Source organism: Methanothermus sociabilis, from assembly GCF_055392295.1.
Genome location: NZ_AP042467.1, coordinates 1,031,933 through 1,045,332 on the forward strand (window position 1 = coordinate 1,031,933; position 13,400 = coordinate 1,045,332).

At 29.4% G+C, this 13,400-nt stretch carries 15 protein-coding genes and 1 pseudogene; 8 read left to right on the forward strand and 8 right to left on the reverse strand.

Annotated features, from left to right (window positions below; all coding sequences use genetic code 11):
* Nucleotides 1-8 precede the first annotated feature (8 nt).
* From ACZ5LY_RS05620 to ACZ5LY_RS05640, 5 genes are read right to left on the reverse strand one after another with little or no spacing between them, the layout of a single operon-like run.
* A complete protein-coding gene (locus ACZ5LY_RS05620; RefSeq protein WP_013413139.1) occupies nucleotides 9-797 on the reverse strand; it encodes a nicotianamine synthase family protein in 789 nt (262 codons plus the stop codon).
* Complete coding sequence (locus tag ACZ5LY_RS05625; protein ID WP_464577332.1) at nucleotides 798-1,091, reverse strand: DUF3194 domain-containing protein; 294 nt, start codon at nucleotides 1,089-1,091, stop codon at nucleotides 798-800.
* Between the two features lie 10 nt (nucleotides 1,092-1,101).
* The gene (locus ACZ5LY_RS05630; RefSeq protein WP_013413141.1) at nucleotides 1,102-1,899 is read right to left on the reverse strand and encodes a metal ABC transporter permease; all 798 of its coding nucleotides are present in this window, start codon (nucleotides 1,897-1,899) and stop codon (nucleotides 1,102-1,104) included.
* A gap of 12 nt (nucleotides 1,900-1,911) precedes the next feature.
* The gene (locus tag ACZ5LY_RS05635; RefSeq protein ID WP_464577334.1) at nucleotides 1,912-2,661 is read right to left on the reverse strand and encodes a metal ABC transporter ATP-binding protein; all 750 of its coding nucleotides are present in this window, start codon (nucleotides 2,659-2,661) and stop codon (nucleotides 1,912-1,914) included.
* The gene (locus ACZ5LY_RS05640) at nucleotides 2,654-3,508 is read right to left on the reverse strand and encodes a metal ABC transporter solute-binding protein, Zn/Mn family (RefSeq protein ID WP_013413143.1); all 855 of its coding nucleotides are present in this window, start codon (nucleotides 3,506-3,508) and stop codon (nucleotides 2,654-2,656) included. The genes ACZ5LY_RS05635 and ACZ5LY_RS05640 overlap by 8 nt, the downstream gene beginning before the upstream one ends.
* A 119-nt stretch (nucleotides 3,509-3,627) precedes the next feature.
* Between ACZ5LY_RS05640 and ACZ5LY_RS05645 the strand changes: the two genes are divergently transcribed.
* Complete coding sequence (locus ACZ5LY_RS05645; RefSeq protein WP_013413144.1) at nucleotides 3,628-4,005, forward strand: CopG family ribbon-helix-helix protein; 378 nt, start codon at nucleotides 3,628-3,630, stop codon at nucleotides 4,003-4,005.
* A 1-nt stretch (nucleotide 4,006) separates the two neighbouring features.
* Here the strand turns inward: ACZ5LY_RS05645 and ACZ5LY_RS05650 are convergent, their stop codons facing one another.
* Both ACZ5LY_RS05650 and ACZ5LY_RS05655 read right to left on the reverse strand, forming a co-directional pair.
* A complete protein-coding gene (locus ACZ5LY_RS05650; RefSeq protein WP_013413145.1) occupies nucleotides 4,007-4,807 on the reverse strand; it encodes a hypothetical protein in 801 nt (266 codons plus the stop codon).
* Nucleotides 4,798-5,364 carry a YIP1 family protein gene (locus ACZ5LY_RS05655; protein ID WP_464577337.1) on the reverse strand — a complete coding sequence of 189 codons (567 nt, stop codon included), beginning with the start codon at nucleotides 5,362-5,364 and terminating at the stop codon, nucleotides 4,798-4,800. Before ACZ5LY_RS05655 ends, ACZ5LY_RS05650 begins: the two co-directional genes overlap by 10 nt.
* A gap of 513 nt (nucleotides 5,365-5,877) precedes the next feature.
* Between ACZ5LY_RS05655 and ACZ5LY_RS05660 the strand changes: the two genes are divergently transcribed.
* Genes ACZ5LY_RS05660 through ACZ5LY_RS05690 form a run of 7 tightly spaced genes read left to right on the forward strand, consistent with a single transcriptional unit; the run spans nucleotide 5,878 to nucleotide 12,888 of the window.
* Complete coding sequence (locus ACZ5LY_RS05660) at nucleotides 5,878-6,939, forward strand: mRNA surveillance protein pelota (protein ID WP_464577339.1); 1,062 nt, start codon at nucleotides 5,878-5,880, stop codon at nucleotides 6,937-6,939.
* Nucleotides 6,940-6,943: 4 nt separating this feature from the next.
* Nucleotides 6,944-7,801 (forward strand): cell wall biosynthesis protein, encoded by an 858-nt coding sequence (locus ACZ5LY_RS05665; RefSeq protein ID WP_464577341.1) that lies wholly within the window; start codon nucleotides 6,944-6,946, stop codon nucleotides 7,799-7,801.
* Nucleotides 7,798-8,841, forward strand: a complete 1,044-nt coding sequence (locus ACZ5LY_RS05670; RefSeq protein ID WP_464577343.1) for a glycosyltransferase — start codon at nucleotides 7,798-7,800, stop codon at nucleotides 8,839-8,841. Before ACZ5LY_RS05665 ends, ACZ5LY_RS05670 begins: the two co-directional genes overlap by 4 nt.
* A 46-nt stretch (nucleotides 8,842-8,887) precedes the next feature.
* Nucleotides 8,888-10,645: a M28 family metallopeptidase gene (locus ACZ5LY_RS05675; RefSeq protein ID WP_464577345.1), complete on the forward strand. Its 1,758-nt coding sequence runs from the start codon at nucleotides 8,888-8,890 to the stop codon at nucleotides 10,643-10,645.
* Entirely contained in the window at nucleotides 10,615-11,436 is an 822-nt protein-coding gene (hisF, locus tag ACZ5LY_RS05680) for an imidazole glycerol phosphate synthase subunit HisF (protein WP_013413151.1), read from the forward strand. The genes ACZ5LY_RS05675 and hisF overlap by 31 nt, the downstream gene beginning before the upstream one ends.
* Before the next feature lies 1 nt (nucleotide 11,437).
* A complete protein-coding gene (locus ACZ5LY_RS05685; protein ID WP_464577347.1) occupies nucleotides 11,438-12,319 on the forward strand; it encodes a DNA glycosylase in 882 nt (293 codons plus the stop codon).
* Entirely contained in the window at nucleotides 12,316-12,888 is a 573-nt protein-coding gene (locus ACZ5LY_RS05690; RefSeq protein ID WP_013413153.1) for a hypothetical protein, read from the forward strand. Before ACZ5LY_RS05685 ends, ACZ5LY_RS05690 begins: the two co-directional genes overlap by 4 nt.
* Nucleotides 12,889-12,893: 5 nt before the next feature.
* Here ACZ5LY_RS05690 and mtrA read toward each other — a convergent pair.
* A pseudogene (gene mtrA, locus ACZ5LY_RS05695) lies at nucleotides 12,894-13,394 on the reverse strand (tetrahydromethanopterin S-methyltransferase subunit A); the annotation flags it as partial.
* Nucleotides 13,395-13,400 lie beyond the last annotated feature (6 nt).

Below are 13,400 nucleotides of genomic sequence, written 5' to 3' on the forward strand. Positions count from 1 at the left end.
TAGGCAGATTATTTCAATTGTATTAATACGGAAGTATTATTAACTTTTCCTGATGGTAATATAAGGCCTTTTTTTACAAACCCTTTAGTATATTCTTCCTTGACTGGTGAATAGAGAATTGCACGCATGCCTGTGTATGTCCTATAAATTATCCTTGTTTTCGGACTTACATATTTTTTTACATTTTTAAAAACTCTTTTTTTAGGTTCTGCAAGAGCAGCTATTATTACGATGTCAAAGTTTAGATTTTTTAATGCAGTTTCATCACCACATACTACTTTTATTTCATTGCTAAGACCTAATTTCTCAAGAACTTTTTTAGATTTTTCAGCTAATTTTGGAACTATTTCTATACTAACACCTTTCATCGAAAATAACTTATTTGTCAAAATAAGTGTTAGAGGTAAAGGACCTCCACCTATAAACACAATTCTATCATCTGAATTGTATTTTGCAAGCATTGCTTCATTTTGTACTAATTTCACATACCTATCATAAAAATAAAATGATTTCAATGTTTTCCAAGGGTCATCAGAATTAATAACCTTTTCAGCATGCTCAATTTCCATTTGGACACTCATTTTGTTGTAAAAATTATAGATAACATTTAAAGCCTTAGACATGAATTTATTTTTAAATATATGTTGTGCTTCATCAAAACTAATTGTATTGTCATGTGCTATTTTCTCTAGAGATTTTAAAATTGAAAATCTAACGTCTTTAGGTACATTCCCATTATATTTTTTTATAGTATCTGCAATTTCAAGTATTTTACCCCAATATTTATAACATGTCACCTAAATCTCCTCAAATCCATATTTTCTAACATATTTATCAATTTCTTTATAGACATGTTTTATTGCATTATCAATAATTGTTTTTGGATCATGCCTTGAAATTGGATTTAAATAAAGTTCTGCATCCACATTGATATCTAATGTTTTTCCATGTTTAACATCAACATTTATTTGAAAATCAAGAATTTCTTTTTTAGGAACTTTTTTCATTATATAACCCTGCACAGAATCTGAAATAAATTCTGCAATCTTCTCTATTTCTTTGTTACTGATTTTTAATTTTTGGTGTTCCATGTTTTAAAATTTATTTTTCCTTAGTAATATGTGTAATTATAAATAATATAGCTAATACTAAAACTATTGTTGCTCCAGAAGACAAGTTAAGTAAGTATGATAGTTCTAGTCCGATAAGTGAAGAAATTATTGCAATAAAGGCTGCTATTTTCATCATTGATTCTATTCTTGAAGTATATTTCTTACCTATTGCTGCAGGAATCGTTAGTAGTGCTATCGTTAAAATTATACCCATAGCTTTTATAATCATTATTATGCTTATTGCCACAAGGTTCAAAAGAAATAAATAAAATATTGTTGTAGGAACTCCCAAAGCTTCTGCATATTCTTCATCAAAAGATATAGCTGTAAATTCTTTATTAAATAAAAAGACAGTTGTTAAAATTATTGTATCAAGTATTGTCATTAAAATTAAGTCTGATTTACTAATCATTAAAATATTTCCAAAAAGATATGTAAAGAGTCCTGATACATAACCGGGTGTTAAATTTACAAATAATATTCCAATTGCCATTCCAACTGCCCATAATATCCCAATTACGACATCTTCACTAACATCGCTTTTTTCAACAATTATGCCCATCATTGTTGCTAATACTGAAGTAAAAGGTAAAGAAGTTAATATTGGATTTAAATTTAAAAAATAACCCAGCCCAATTCCTCCAAATGCTGCATGTGATATTCCACCAGCAATAAAAACTATCCTTTTAACAACTACATAAGTTCCTATAATTCCACATGCGATTCCAGCTAAAAATGCACCAATTATTGCATTTTGCATAAATTGACATTGTATGACACTGAACATCTTATATACCGCCTAATGTTTTTTGGAAATTTCATGAGGAACTTCATGAAAAACAATGTTAACAGGGCACTTGTAAAGTTCTTCAATACTTTTTAATACTTCTTTAGGATCATCATGTACGAAAATCCTTCTGTTGAGGCATGCAATTTTCTTAACATGTTTTGAAACTACACCCACATCATGAGAAACGAGTATTATCGTCATTTTTCTATTTATTTTATTTAATAACTTATAAAACGAATTTCTCGTTCCAGGATCAATACTAGCTGTTGGTTCATCTAATAACAATAATTTAGGTTCCCTAACAAGAGCTCTAGCTAAAAATACTCTTTGTATTTGTCCACCAGATAGATCGTTTATATTTTTGTCTCTTAAGTTCCATATACCTAATTTTTTAAGCCATTTTTCTACAGTTTTAATATCTTTTTCTGAATATCTTTTTAAAGGACCAGGATAACGACCCATTAGTACAGTTTCAAAAACTGTTATTGGGAAATCATAATTATAATGAGTAATTTGAGGCATATAACCAATATTTTTTCTTGCTAATTCAGGTGGCTTGCCAAATACTTTTACAACGCCTTTACATGGTTTTATTAGTCCTACTATTAATTTTAATAAAGTTGTTTTTCCACCACCATTAGGTCCAATTATTGCTAAAAAATCATTTTTTTCTACCTTTAAATTTATATTTTCTAGCACGATTTTACCACTAATCTCATAATACACATTTTTCATCTCTACTACTGTTGAATTATTCATGTTTTAATGCCTCTAAAACTTTGTACATATTTTCTACATAATTTTCTGCTAAAGGGTCTATAACAATAATTTTAGCTCCAATTTCTTTTGCTATAACTTTAGAATTTTCTTTGTTTGTTAATGGTGTAATAAAGATTGTCTTTATTTGGTATCTTTTCGCTTCATTTATTATTTCTTTAATAGTTTCCGGATTAGGTTCTTTTCCTTCTTTTTCAATAGCTATTTGCTTTAATCCATAATCGTGACATAAATATCCCCATGCAGGATGGTAAACTAGTATATATTTATTTTTCCTATGCGAAAGTGTTTCCGAGAATTCATTATCTAATTTTTTTAATTCAGAAACATATCTATCCTTATTTCTTTCATAATAATTTTTGTTGGATGGATCAATTTTTGATAAGGTAGTATAAATATTTTCAACAATTTTTATTGCATTTTTTGGAGAATTCCAAACATGAGGATCAGTGCCTTCGCTACTTGGTAATAGTTTTATACCTTCAGAACAATTAACAATTAATATATGAGGGTTTATTGATTTTATATTCTCCATCCATTTTTTTTCAAATTCTATCCCAGAACCTATTTCAAAGTACACTTTAGCATTTTTAAGTTTTTCCAATGTCTCAGGATTAGGTTCGTAGGTGTGAGGATCAGCGCCTTTTGGAACCATGACAATAACTTGAACTTTATCGCCAGCTATTTTTTCTATAAATTCTTTTTCAGGAGGAATAGTCGCTGCCACTATTATTTTGTTTGATGTTTCTTTTTTTACAGGTGTGAAAACAATTATCAACAAAGTTATTATCAATAATATAGATGCCAATGTCAATCTTCTTGCACTCATTGTTCCACCCAATTATTAGTATTAAACAAATTACATATTAATTTTTACTAAAAATTTTTGGACATGTTATTAATAATTATAAAAAATTTTATAAAGTATATATTAACAAAATTAATTTGATGAAAATTATCAGCATTTCTGTTAATAAAAAGTTTTTAGAAAAAATTGATAGGACTTGGGAAGAATTAGGGTTTTCAGGGAGATCAGAATTCATAAGAGCTGCCGTACGAAAAATGATAGATGAAAGTAAATATAAATTTCAAGATAAAATCATCAATGTTGTTCTGCTTCTAGTTCATAATAGGAGATTTGAAAAAGAGATATCGGATGTTGCACATAAATACAATGGATTAATAACTACACAGATACATAGTCACGTCGGAAATAAAGATTGTTTAGAAGTTTTTATAGTTAGAGGGAGAAGTAAGGAGATAAAAGAAATGATCCATAAATTCAGACAATATAAACTAAAGCGCTTGGAGTTAGTAACATTGTGAATTAAATCATGTCAATATTTATGCCTCCAAGACCCACTTTATTTACAACTTCAACACCATTTTTTGAAAGTGTGTAACTTTTTGTCTCTAATTCTAAATGATTTGTAGTATTTTCCAAAATAACAGCGTTTTTAGTGTTAGCATTAAAAGATATTCCACCAGAATCAACATCTGAAATAATTCGTATAGGTGATAACGAATTTAGTAACATAGAGACGCCGCCAATTGTAACGTTTGTATTTATTGATCCATTGTAGAGAAGTCCAGTGTTTAAAATGTTAAATCCACCAGTATTGACATTTAATTTTATGTTTTTAAATACTACATCTTGAATCTTAAGTTTTCCTCCGCCAAAGTAATTTATATTTACATTAAGCATGTCTATTTTTGAGTTATTTCCAAGAGTTATTTCAACTCCTCCGACTTTATCATTAATTGTTATATTGTAAATATATTTATTTGAAAGAAAAACAGAAGTAGAACCTTTATTTAGCTTTAGTTTTACATTCAGGGTATCACCGTAGATTGTATAATTAAAAACAGGATTTGTTTTTATGTTATGTCCAACATTAAAATTACATATTTCATTTGTTGAATTTTCAAATGATAGCTTTACACCACTTGTGTTTGATTCAATAGTAATATTAACATATTTTACTCCGGGAAATTCACTTTCTTTCAATTTAAAATTTTTTGTAATGTTTTCATCTTCTTTTTTATTGATGAAAGCTAATGCCCCAACTAAAAAACCAGATACAAATATTACAAAAATTATAATACTAAAAATTCTTTTTAAATCCATAAAAGTGCCTCCACAAACATTGTTATCATAGATATTACAAGTATAGGTACTCCAAATACAGATAAAAACGATTTTCCTAAACCTATATTATGTACAGTGTCTATAGCAACAGTTGCTATAAAAAGAGACCAAAGGTACATCAAGGCAAAGAGTATTGTAGATGTAAAAAATGCTTTAAAAACTATGATAATTGTAATTGCAAAAATTCCTAATATATATGGAGCAGCTGAAAAACCTAGAAATTTAAGAGTATCATCAAATTTTCCTTTACCTCCAAAACAGAAAACTGCTACTGCATGTGAAATTAAAGACCAAATTAGTAATATTAGAAATCCTAAAATTAAAAACACCAATGCAAAAAATATTTGAAATATAATAACAACGCCTGTTAATCTTGATAATATTCCACCAAACATGAAACCAAGAAAAGCAAACATGAATAAATATATTATTAGTCCATGATCATCTTTTCCTTTTTGTTTCATAGTTTTTAGTGTATCTCTTGGATAAACAAGAATATCTAACAGTTCTTCAGAAAAATCCATTATTCTTTTCAAGTCTGACCACCAAACCTTATATATTTCTCAAAGGTTATATATAGTTAACACAGGATTTCGTAAAGTTATGATAACAAAAAGAATTTTTTGTTGTTAGATATATTGTTTAAGTGAACTATTCCTCACTTTTGCTTCATCAATAAAACTTACCCAGGACCATCTTCTTATAAAATATTCCAAATGTTTTTTCTCAACAGATGTCAGAGTACTCATTCCTCAACGGTACGCTGATATATAATCCTTCAACTTATTTCCATAGTTTAATCTTCCGATGCTTTTGGATTTACTACCTAAATACAGCTTTTCAGCTTTGTATTAGTAAGTGAAGAAATTTACTCAAGCACCAAATTTTTAAGTAAATTCTCACGTTAATTGGTTTTGAATATAAAATAGTTTTCAACTCTCCCTACGCTTTTGTAGGAGATTTCTCACAGATAGAGTTAAACACGAAAATTTAAATTTAATATTTTTTATTTTTATATCAATTAATAAATTAGATTTTTGGGTGAAGAAATGAAAATTACATATGAAGATACAAAAAAGAATATTATAGAGTTGATACCTGAAACACTTGATGATTTATGGCATCTTTCACATATTATAAAGAAAGGAGACTTAGTTTCTGCAGTGACAACAAGAAGAATACAAGACAAAAGTGGTGAAAGAATTAGAAGTGATAGAGGAATAAAAAAGACATTTCGACTTACAGTTAGAGTGGAGTCTGTCAAATTCCATAAATATACTGGTAGATTGAGGGTTACTGGTGTGATAGAAAAAGGTCCTGAAGATATAGTACCTCTTGGATCATACCACACATTAGAAGTAAAGTTAAACAAAAAAATATGTATAAAAAAAGAAGAATGGCCTAAGTGGGCTATAAATAGACTAAAAGATGCTATAAATGCTTCAAAAGAGTTAAATGCAATTATATTATTAATAGAAGAGAATTCTGCAGAGTTGGGATTATTAAGACAATATGGTATTGAGTATTATGGCCCCATCACTGGCAATATCTCTGGAAAAAGAATAAAAGATAAAACAAGGGATAAAAAAATAATTGAATTTTATGAAAAAATCATAAGTAGTTTAAAAAAGTTTAAAGATGTAGGAACTATAATAATTGCTGGTCCTGGTTTTGCCAAAGATGATTTTTATGCCTATTTAAAAGATAAATATCCAAAAATTTCAAAAATATCTATTGTTGAAAGTGCTGGAAGTGGTGGAAGGACAGGTATCCAAGAAGTACTTAGAAAAGGCACTGTAGAAAAGGTTCTCGAAAAACACAGGGTTGCCCGAGAAACAAGGGAAGTAAATAAAATTCTAGAAAAAATAACTAAGTCTCCATCATTAGTTGTTTATGGAAAAGATCATGTTATTGAAGCTGCAAATCTGGGTGCTATAAAAAAGCTTTTAGTTCTTGATACCTTATTACATGATGAAAAAATAGAATCCTTAGTAAAAGAAGTAGAAAAAATGCGAGGCGAAGTCATAGTAATAAGTAGTGAACATGAAAGTGGTAAACAATTGAAATCAATAGGTGGATTGGCAGCTCATTTAAGATTTAAAGTAAAGTGATAGCATGTTGAAAATAATCTTTGCTATTATCTTAACTTCTATATTAACTTTGTTACTCAATTTTTTGTTAAGAAAGCTAAAACCAAAAAATCTCTTTAAAAAAATTAGAGGTGGAATTCCAAGAGGAGTAGGAGCAGCGCCTTTTATAACTTTAGTTTTTTTCACACCCTACCCTTATAATTTATTTATATTTATAATTGGCATTTCTGCATTTTTAGATGATATAATTGGAAGGGTGAAAATCAATAAATTGGGAATTGAGTGGGGACAGCTATCACGAGGAATAGGGATGTTAACCATTGCAATTCTAGGATATTCTTATTTTGGAATTGCAAGTTTCTTAATAGCTTTCATGGTTCAACCTCTAAATATAGCTGACATGCAACCAGGAAAAGCTTGTACAACAATAATCACCATGGCATCAATTGTTTTAATTATGATGATTTTTAAAGGACAAAATTATTATTTGCCTCTACTTTTACTTGTAGTAACGTTGGCATATTCTCCACTAGATTATAAAGGTAAAATAATGATGGGAGAGATTGGAAACCATTCTTTTGCTGTGGCATTGGGGATATGTTTTTATCTTCTTGGCGGACCTCTAACAGTGTTAATATTTTTATTTTTAACTTCAGCTTTTATTGCATTTATAAGAAGGAAATATCTGGAGAAATATTTAGAGGAAAAATTAGGAATAAAAAATCCTACATTTGGTGACTATTTTATGGATGTGATGACTGGAGGTGGATTGGGAGATTTTATTAGGAGATTAATTCTAGGTAAAAGACAAATTAAAGTTAAAAATCCAGTTTTAATATTTTTAGGGTTTAGAAGACTACTATACAATAAGGTGGTTAAATGAAGGCACTTATAACAATCACAGGACGAGGAATTGGTGGCGATACAGTCACTGCATTAAATATTGCAAAATCACTTGAAAAAAGAGGCGTTAAATGTGAATATGCACTTGACCATAAAGCTCCAGGGTTCTTATTTCGAAAAATGAATATAAAATGGCATAAAGTAACTATTCCTCAAGCAGGTGGACATGCAGCTACAAAAATGAGGATAATAAGGGCAGCTTTACTATCCATAAAAGGGGTTGCTGAAACATGGCATTTGATAAAAAAAATTAATCCTGATGTTGTTGTTGGTGTAATTGGAGGTGGAGCAATTATAGGTTGTACTGCTGCAAAATTAGCTAGAGTTCCTGCGGTAGGAATCCTCATAACACCCTTAGATGGCATGATATGCACAAAATTAAATCCATGTATAGCATTGCCAGAATCTAACCTTTATTTTGAAAAAAGAAAAAATCTTTATAAGTCATATTCACCAATAGATCCAGAAATAATTAAAGGTAGTTATGAAAGAGCCATTAAAAGAATGCCTAGTGGATTTAAAGAAAATAAAAAAACTATATTATTTTCGTCAGGTTCTTCTCTTTTTGAAAAAATGGCTATAGCAGCTGAAAAAATATCTAAATTATTATCTGACTACAACATTGTAGTAACTGGGCATCCTCTAAGCAATGACATCCTTAAGCATCTGAATAACACAATATATCTAGGCTATGTTGACTGGATGAAAGATCTTTATAAAATTGTAGATTTAGCAATTCTTTCAGATGATGGTGTGATGGTACATGAAGCTATAGCTTGTAAAATTCCAACTGTAGCATTGAAAGGAGTTAAATATGGTAGAGAACACAATATGGCAAAGGTTTTCCCAGACGCTGTAATAGAAAGTTATGTGAATGAAATAGAAATGAAAGTTGAAGAAGCTTTATCAAAATTAGATTCAATGAAAAAAGCCGCAAGTAAATATAGTAAAGAAATTTTAAGGGCTGGAGATAAAATTGCTGATATAATATTAAACCATGTTAAAAAAGGAAAAAATTAAATAATTAATTTTATTAAAGAAATAAAAATTATCTGGGGGTTTTTCAATGTCAAAAAAATTATTACTAGGCATTGCATTAATTATTGTAATTCTCGGAATAGGAATTTCAGTATATTTTTATCCTAAAATAGAGTTGCAAAAAAATACATCAAAGAAAATAGATCCTGTCGCAGAAGCAAGAAGATTTGATGTAAAAAATGCAATGAATTTTACTTCAAAAATATGTAAGTTAGGTCCAAGATATGGCGGAAATAAGGCAGAACTTGAAGCTGCAAATTTATTAAAAAGTAAATTTAAAGAATATGGTTTGAATACATCTAAAGAAAAGGTTAACTTAGATGGTGGATATACTTACAATGTTATAGGTGAAATTAAAGGTTCAGAATATCCTAATAGGTATATTATTATAGGATCACATATTGATTCTCCAGGATTTTGTGAAGGAGCTACAGATGATGCAGCTGCATTGGGAATACAAGTTGAAGTTGCAAGAATTTTAAAAGACTGCAATCCAAAAAAATCTATTTTGATAATTGGATTTGGTGGAGAAGAACAATGGTTCAAAGGTTCTGAATACTTTGTTAAAAAACATCCTGACATCGTTAAAAATTGTGATGCAGTAATAGATTTAAACTGTGTTGGTTCTGGTGAAAATGTTGGATTGATAAAACATAGTTATTTACCTTCTCCTGTTGATGGAGATCCAAACTTAATAAATGTATTAAAGTCTTCTGCAGAAAAATTAAATCATGGTGTTATTGTCACAGAAACCACATATCCAAGTGACACATATCCTTTCTACAAAAAGAATGTTCCAGTGTGTCAGGTCATGAGTCAACCTTTTGGGGTTTCACCATGGAGTAGTGAAAATACCTTTGATAAGTTAAATTCAAATGATATTAAAAAAATTGGTGAAACATTGGTTCTTGGAGTTTTAAACTTATCAAATATGAATTCTGTAAAACAAGTTAAAGCTTCTTATGTAACAACGTTTAAAGCATCACTAGATGATGGATGTTCATCAATATTGCTTCATGTAAACAATACAGAAGATATATTTTCATATAGAAGGGATGCAAAATATAAAGCAAATATTTATATAGAAAAAGAAGAAGTTTTTGGTAAAAATAGAGTCATTGAATATAAAACTAATGATGGACGATTTTATCACTCGATAATTACAGAAGATGGTTGGATAGTTGGGATAGGTGGAAGAGATTCATCAGATATAAATGATGAATTGAGAACAATTGCGGAAACAATGATGGACAAGGGGATACAGCATAAATACCTAAAAGAGGCACTTGAAGTTTTAAAATCTAATGGTTGGGGACATCTATTTATAAAAGCCCCTGATAATACTGTCGGAGTTGTAATTTACGATTATAGGGCAAAACAATCAAAAATTGATATTTTTAAAATTAAGAATAATGAATTTGTGGTAGTTCCTAATAATCCAAAATTTTATGTAAAAGGTAAATTTAAGGGAGATCCGATATTTGATGCAATAGACATTGCACATAAAGATCCCTATGGAATACATAAACATGACATTATAACATATGACATTAATGGCACTAATTTAAAAATATTTGCATCTCAAGATGGTTTTCCTGACAATATTATCTATTTAGGTCATAAAATTCCCGGAAAATCATTGCCAAAAGCTCCTGAAAAGAAGATGCTTGGTGAGATTATACTTAAAAGAGTTGTAAGAGAAAATAAAAATGATTTTTGGTGTTTTTTAATTAATATGTTTGAGGGGTTTTTTAGATGGTTGCAAAACGTATTATACCTTGTTTAGATTGTGATTTACAAGTTCCTCAAGGACGAGTTGTTAAAGGTGTTGAATTTAAGAATATTAAGTATGCTGGTAACCCTGTTGAATTAGCAAAAAAATATTATGAGGAAGGTGCTGATGAAATTGTTTTTTTAGATATCACCGCATCTCATGAACGAAGAGAAACCATGACACATGTCATTGAGGCTGTTGCAGAAAATGTTTTTGTTCCTATATGTGTAGGTGGTGGCATAAAAACTGTCAACGATTTTACAAAAATGCTTAAGGCAGGCGCTGACAAATGTTCCATAAATACAGCTGCAATTAAAAATCCTGAATTAATTAATAAAGCTTCTAAAGTCGTTGGTTCACAAGCTTGCGTAGTTGCAATTGATGCTAAGCGCAGATATGTAAATGATCCTAATGAAACAGATAAAATCGTTGTTAAAACAGAAAAAGGATATTGTTGGTATGAATGTAGTATATATGGTGGACGTAAATTTACTGGTATAGATGCAATTGCCTGGGCAATGGAATGTGAAGAGAGAGGAGCAGGCGAAATATTATTGACTTCTATGGATAGAGATGGAACAAAAGAAGGATATGATATTCCATTAATCAAAGAAATAACAAAAAGAGTGGACATCCCTGTCATTGCTTCAGGCGGTGTCGGAAACCCTAAACATATTTATGATGCGTTTAAGCTTGGAAACGCAGATGCTGCATTGGCTGCAAGCATTTTTCATTATAATGAATATAGCATATCTGATGTAAAAAAATATTTGTGGGAAAAGGGTGTGGAAGTAAGGTTATAGTATGGAAATAAATAAAATAAAATGTGGAAAATTTAGTTTTAATGTTCCTAATTTTGACTTAAAATTAACAATGTTCAGTGGCCAGACTTCACAACCGCCTTGGAAACACAAAAATGATTATTATCAAGAGTTAATTTTTATTGAGGATAAACCATGTTTGATAAAAGTAAGACAAAAAAACAATCATTTAGAAGTTAAATATGAGACAGATACAAAAGTATCTCCCCAAGATATTAAAAAAACTATAAAATATATATTTGATTTAGAATTTAATTTGGATAAATTTTATTTTAATTTTACACAAAATGATTCAATATTTTCAAGAATTGTTGAAAAATACAATGGATTAAGACTTTTTCTTGCACATAATAAATATGAATGCATAATTTCATCAATTACGTCTGCAAATAATTCAATCTCAAAATGGACACGTTCAATATTGAGAATTAAAGAAAAATTAGGAAGAAAATATGTTTTTCCATCTTCTGAGGAGATGTACTATTTTCCTGATCCAGAAACAGTCTTAGAAAATAAAGATAAACTTAAGTATTGTGGAGTTGGTTATAGGTATAAATATATTGTTGAGACTACAAAAATTTTGTATGAGAATTTATCTATTGATGAAGTCAATAAGATGGAATATGATGAAGCTTTTGAAACATTGCTTGAGTTACCTGGTGTAGGTCCGAAGGTAGCTGATTGTATTCTTTTATATGGATTTAGGAGATATGAAGCATTTCCAGTAGATATATGGATAACAAGGGCAATCAAAAATCTTTTTGGTGTATCTAAAGATATAAGAGAATTTGGACAATCAAAATTTGGTAAATATGCTGGATATGCACAACTCTACCTATACCAATATATACGGCACAAAAAATGAAATTTCAAAAAAATTTTAAAAATTTTGAAAAATTTGTTAAAAAAACATATGAAAAATCTTTAAACATTCTTGAGAAGAAGTATTGTTGGAAATGTCCACAGAAAACAACAAGCCATATTATTAAATGTAGAGAAGTGGAAATATACCAAAGACTTTATAAATCTTTTAAAAATGCTTTAAATGAATTTTTAATAAATAATTATTCTAAAGAAAATATTAAAAGAATAAAATCACGTTTATTCCAGAAGATTTCTAAAGAATTTTTAACATTGGTAAAAATTGATGAAAATTCTGATTATTTCGCTGGTAGCTGGATTATTCTTCGGAGAAACTCACGTGTAATCAAAAAAGGTGACCTAATTTTGTACAAAACTAACTCTGGTTTTAAAATGTCTAAAGTTCTTAGGAAATATTGTGAAGATAACCTGGACTACATAGATGTTGGAGACAAAAAACTGCTTAATTATGAAATCTATGGTAAAATAGAGAAAATAATAGAACCTAATGATGATTTATATCCAATTTTTGAAAATATTTCTGCACCCATAGTTCTAAAATTGACTTCCTAGACTTATAATCTCAAAATAACTTCTTCCTCTTCAAAAGCCCCTGGATCCTTCTCTATGCATTCCTTAACCTTTTCCTTTATCTGATCAGCATCCTCAACATCTATCAAATCAACAATCTCAACCTGTTTCTGGAATCTCTCCAATGCTTCCTCTGGTAAATTCTCTATGTAAGGTATTGCTCCCTTTGCACCAATTATCTTCTTTTTATCATCAACGCCATTCTTATGCAGTGCTTTTATACTTTGTCCAGTTATATGCCCTTGAACCTCTGAACCACATAGAACTAGGAATCTTATGTTTGGATTTGAGATTATATTTGCTATTACTTTCTCTATTCCTAAATTCTCTGTCTTGCAAGGCCCAGCTATTGCAGCTCCTGCATCTATTGGTATATCTTCTATATGTGATGCTAATGTTACTGCTGCAACAGGACTTTCAGGATCTCCAACAATATAATCTCCACTAACTACTGGCCATCCTTCTGCTGGTTCTTTTTTCTCTACCATATTTTT

Bases quoted from the DNA above. Each gene is read 5' to 3' on its own strand.
- ACZ5LY_RS05625 (WP_464577332.1), bottom strand. From the start codon at position 1,091: ATGGAACACCAAAAATTAAAAATCAGTAACAAAGAAATAGAGAAGATT.
- ACZ5LY_RS05630 (WP_013413141.1), bottom strand. From the start codon at position 1,899: ATGTTCAGTGTCATACAATGTCAATTTATGCAAAATGCAATAATTGGT.
- ACZ5LY_RS05635 (WP_464577334.1), bottom strand. From the start codon at position 2,661: ATGAATAATTCAACAGTAGTAGAGATGAAAAATGTGTATTATGAGATT.
- ACZ5LY_RS05640 (WP_013413143.1), bottom strand. From the start codon at position 3,508: ATGAGTGCAAGAAGATTGACATTGGCATCTATATTATTGATAATAACT.
- ACZ5LY_RS05645 (WP_013413144.1), top strand. From the start codon at position 3,628: ATGAAAATTATCAGCATTTCTGTTAATAAAAAGTTTTTAGAAAAAATT.
- ACZ5LY_RS05650 (WP_013413145.1), bottom strand. From the start codon at position 4,807: ATGGATTTAAAAAGAATTTTTAGTATTATAATTTTTGTAATATTTGTA.
- ACZ5LY_RS05660 (WP_464577339.1), top strand. From the start codon at position 5,878: ATGAAAATTACATATGAAGATACAAAAAAGAATATTATAGAGTTGATA.
- ACZ5LY_RS05665 (WP_464577341.1), top strand. From the start codon at position 6,944: ATGTTGAAAATAATCTTTGCTATTATCTTAACTTCTATATTAACTTTG.
- ACZ5LY_RS05670 (WP_464577343.1), top strand. From the start codon at position 7,798: ATGAAGGCACTTATAACAATCACAGGACGAGGAATTGGTGGCGATACA.
- ACZ5LY_RS05675 (WP_464577345.1), top strand. From the start codon at position 8,888: ATGTCAAAAAAATTATTACTAGGCATTGCATTAATTATTGTAATTCTC.
- hisF (WP_013413151.1), top strand. From the start codon at position 10,615: ATGGTTGCAAAACGTATTATACCTTGTTTAGATTGTGATTTACAAGTT.
- ACZ5LY_RS05685 (WP_464577347.1), top strand. From the start codon at position 11,438: ATGGAAATAAATAAAATAAAATGTGGAAAATTTAGTTTTAATGTTCCT.
- ACZ5LY_RS05690 (WP_013413153.1), top strand. From the start codon at position 12,316: ATGAAATTTCAAAAAAATTTTAAAAATTTTGAAAAATTTGTTAAAAAA.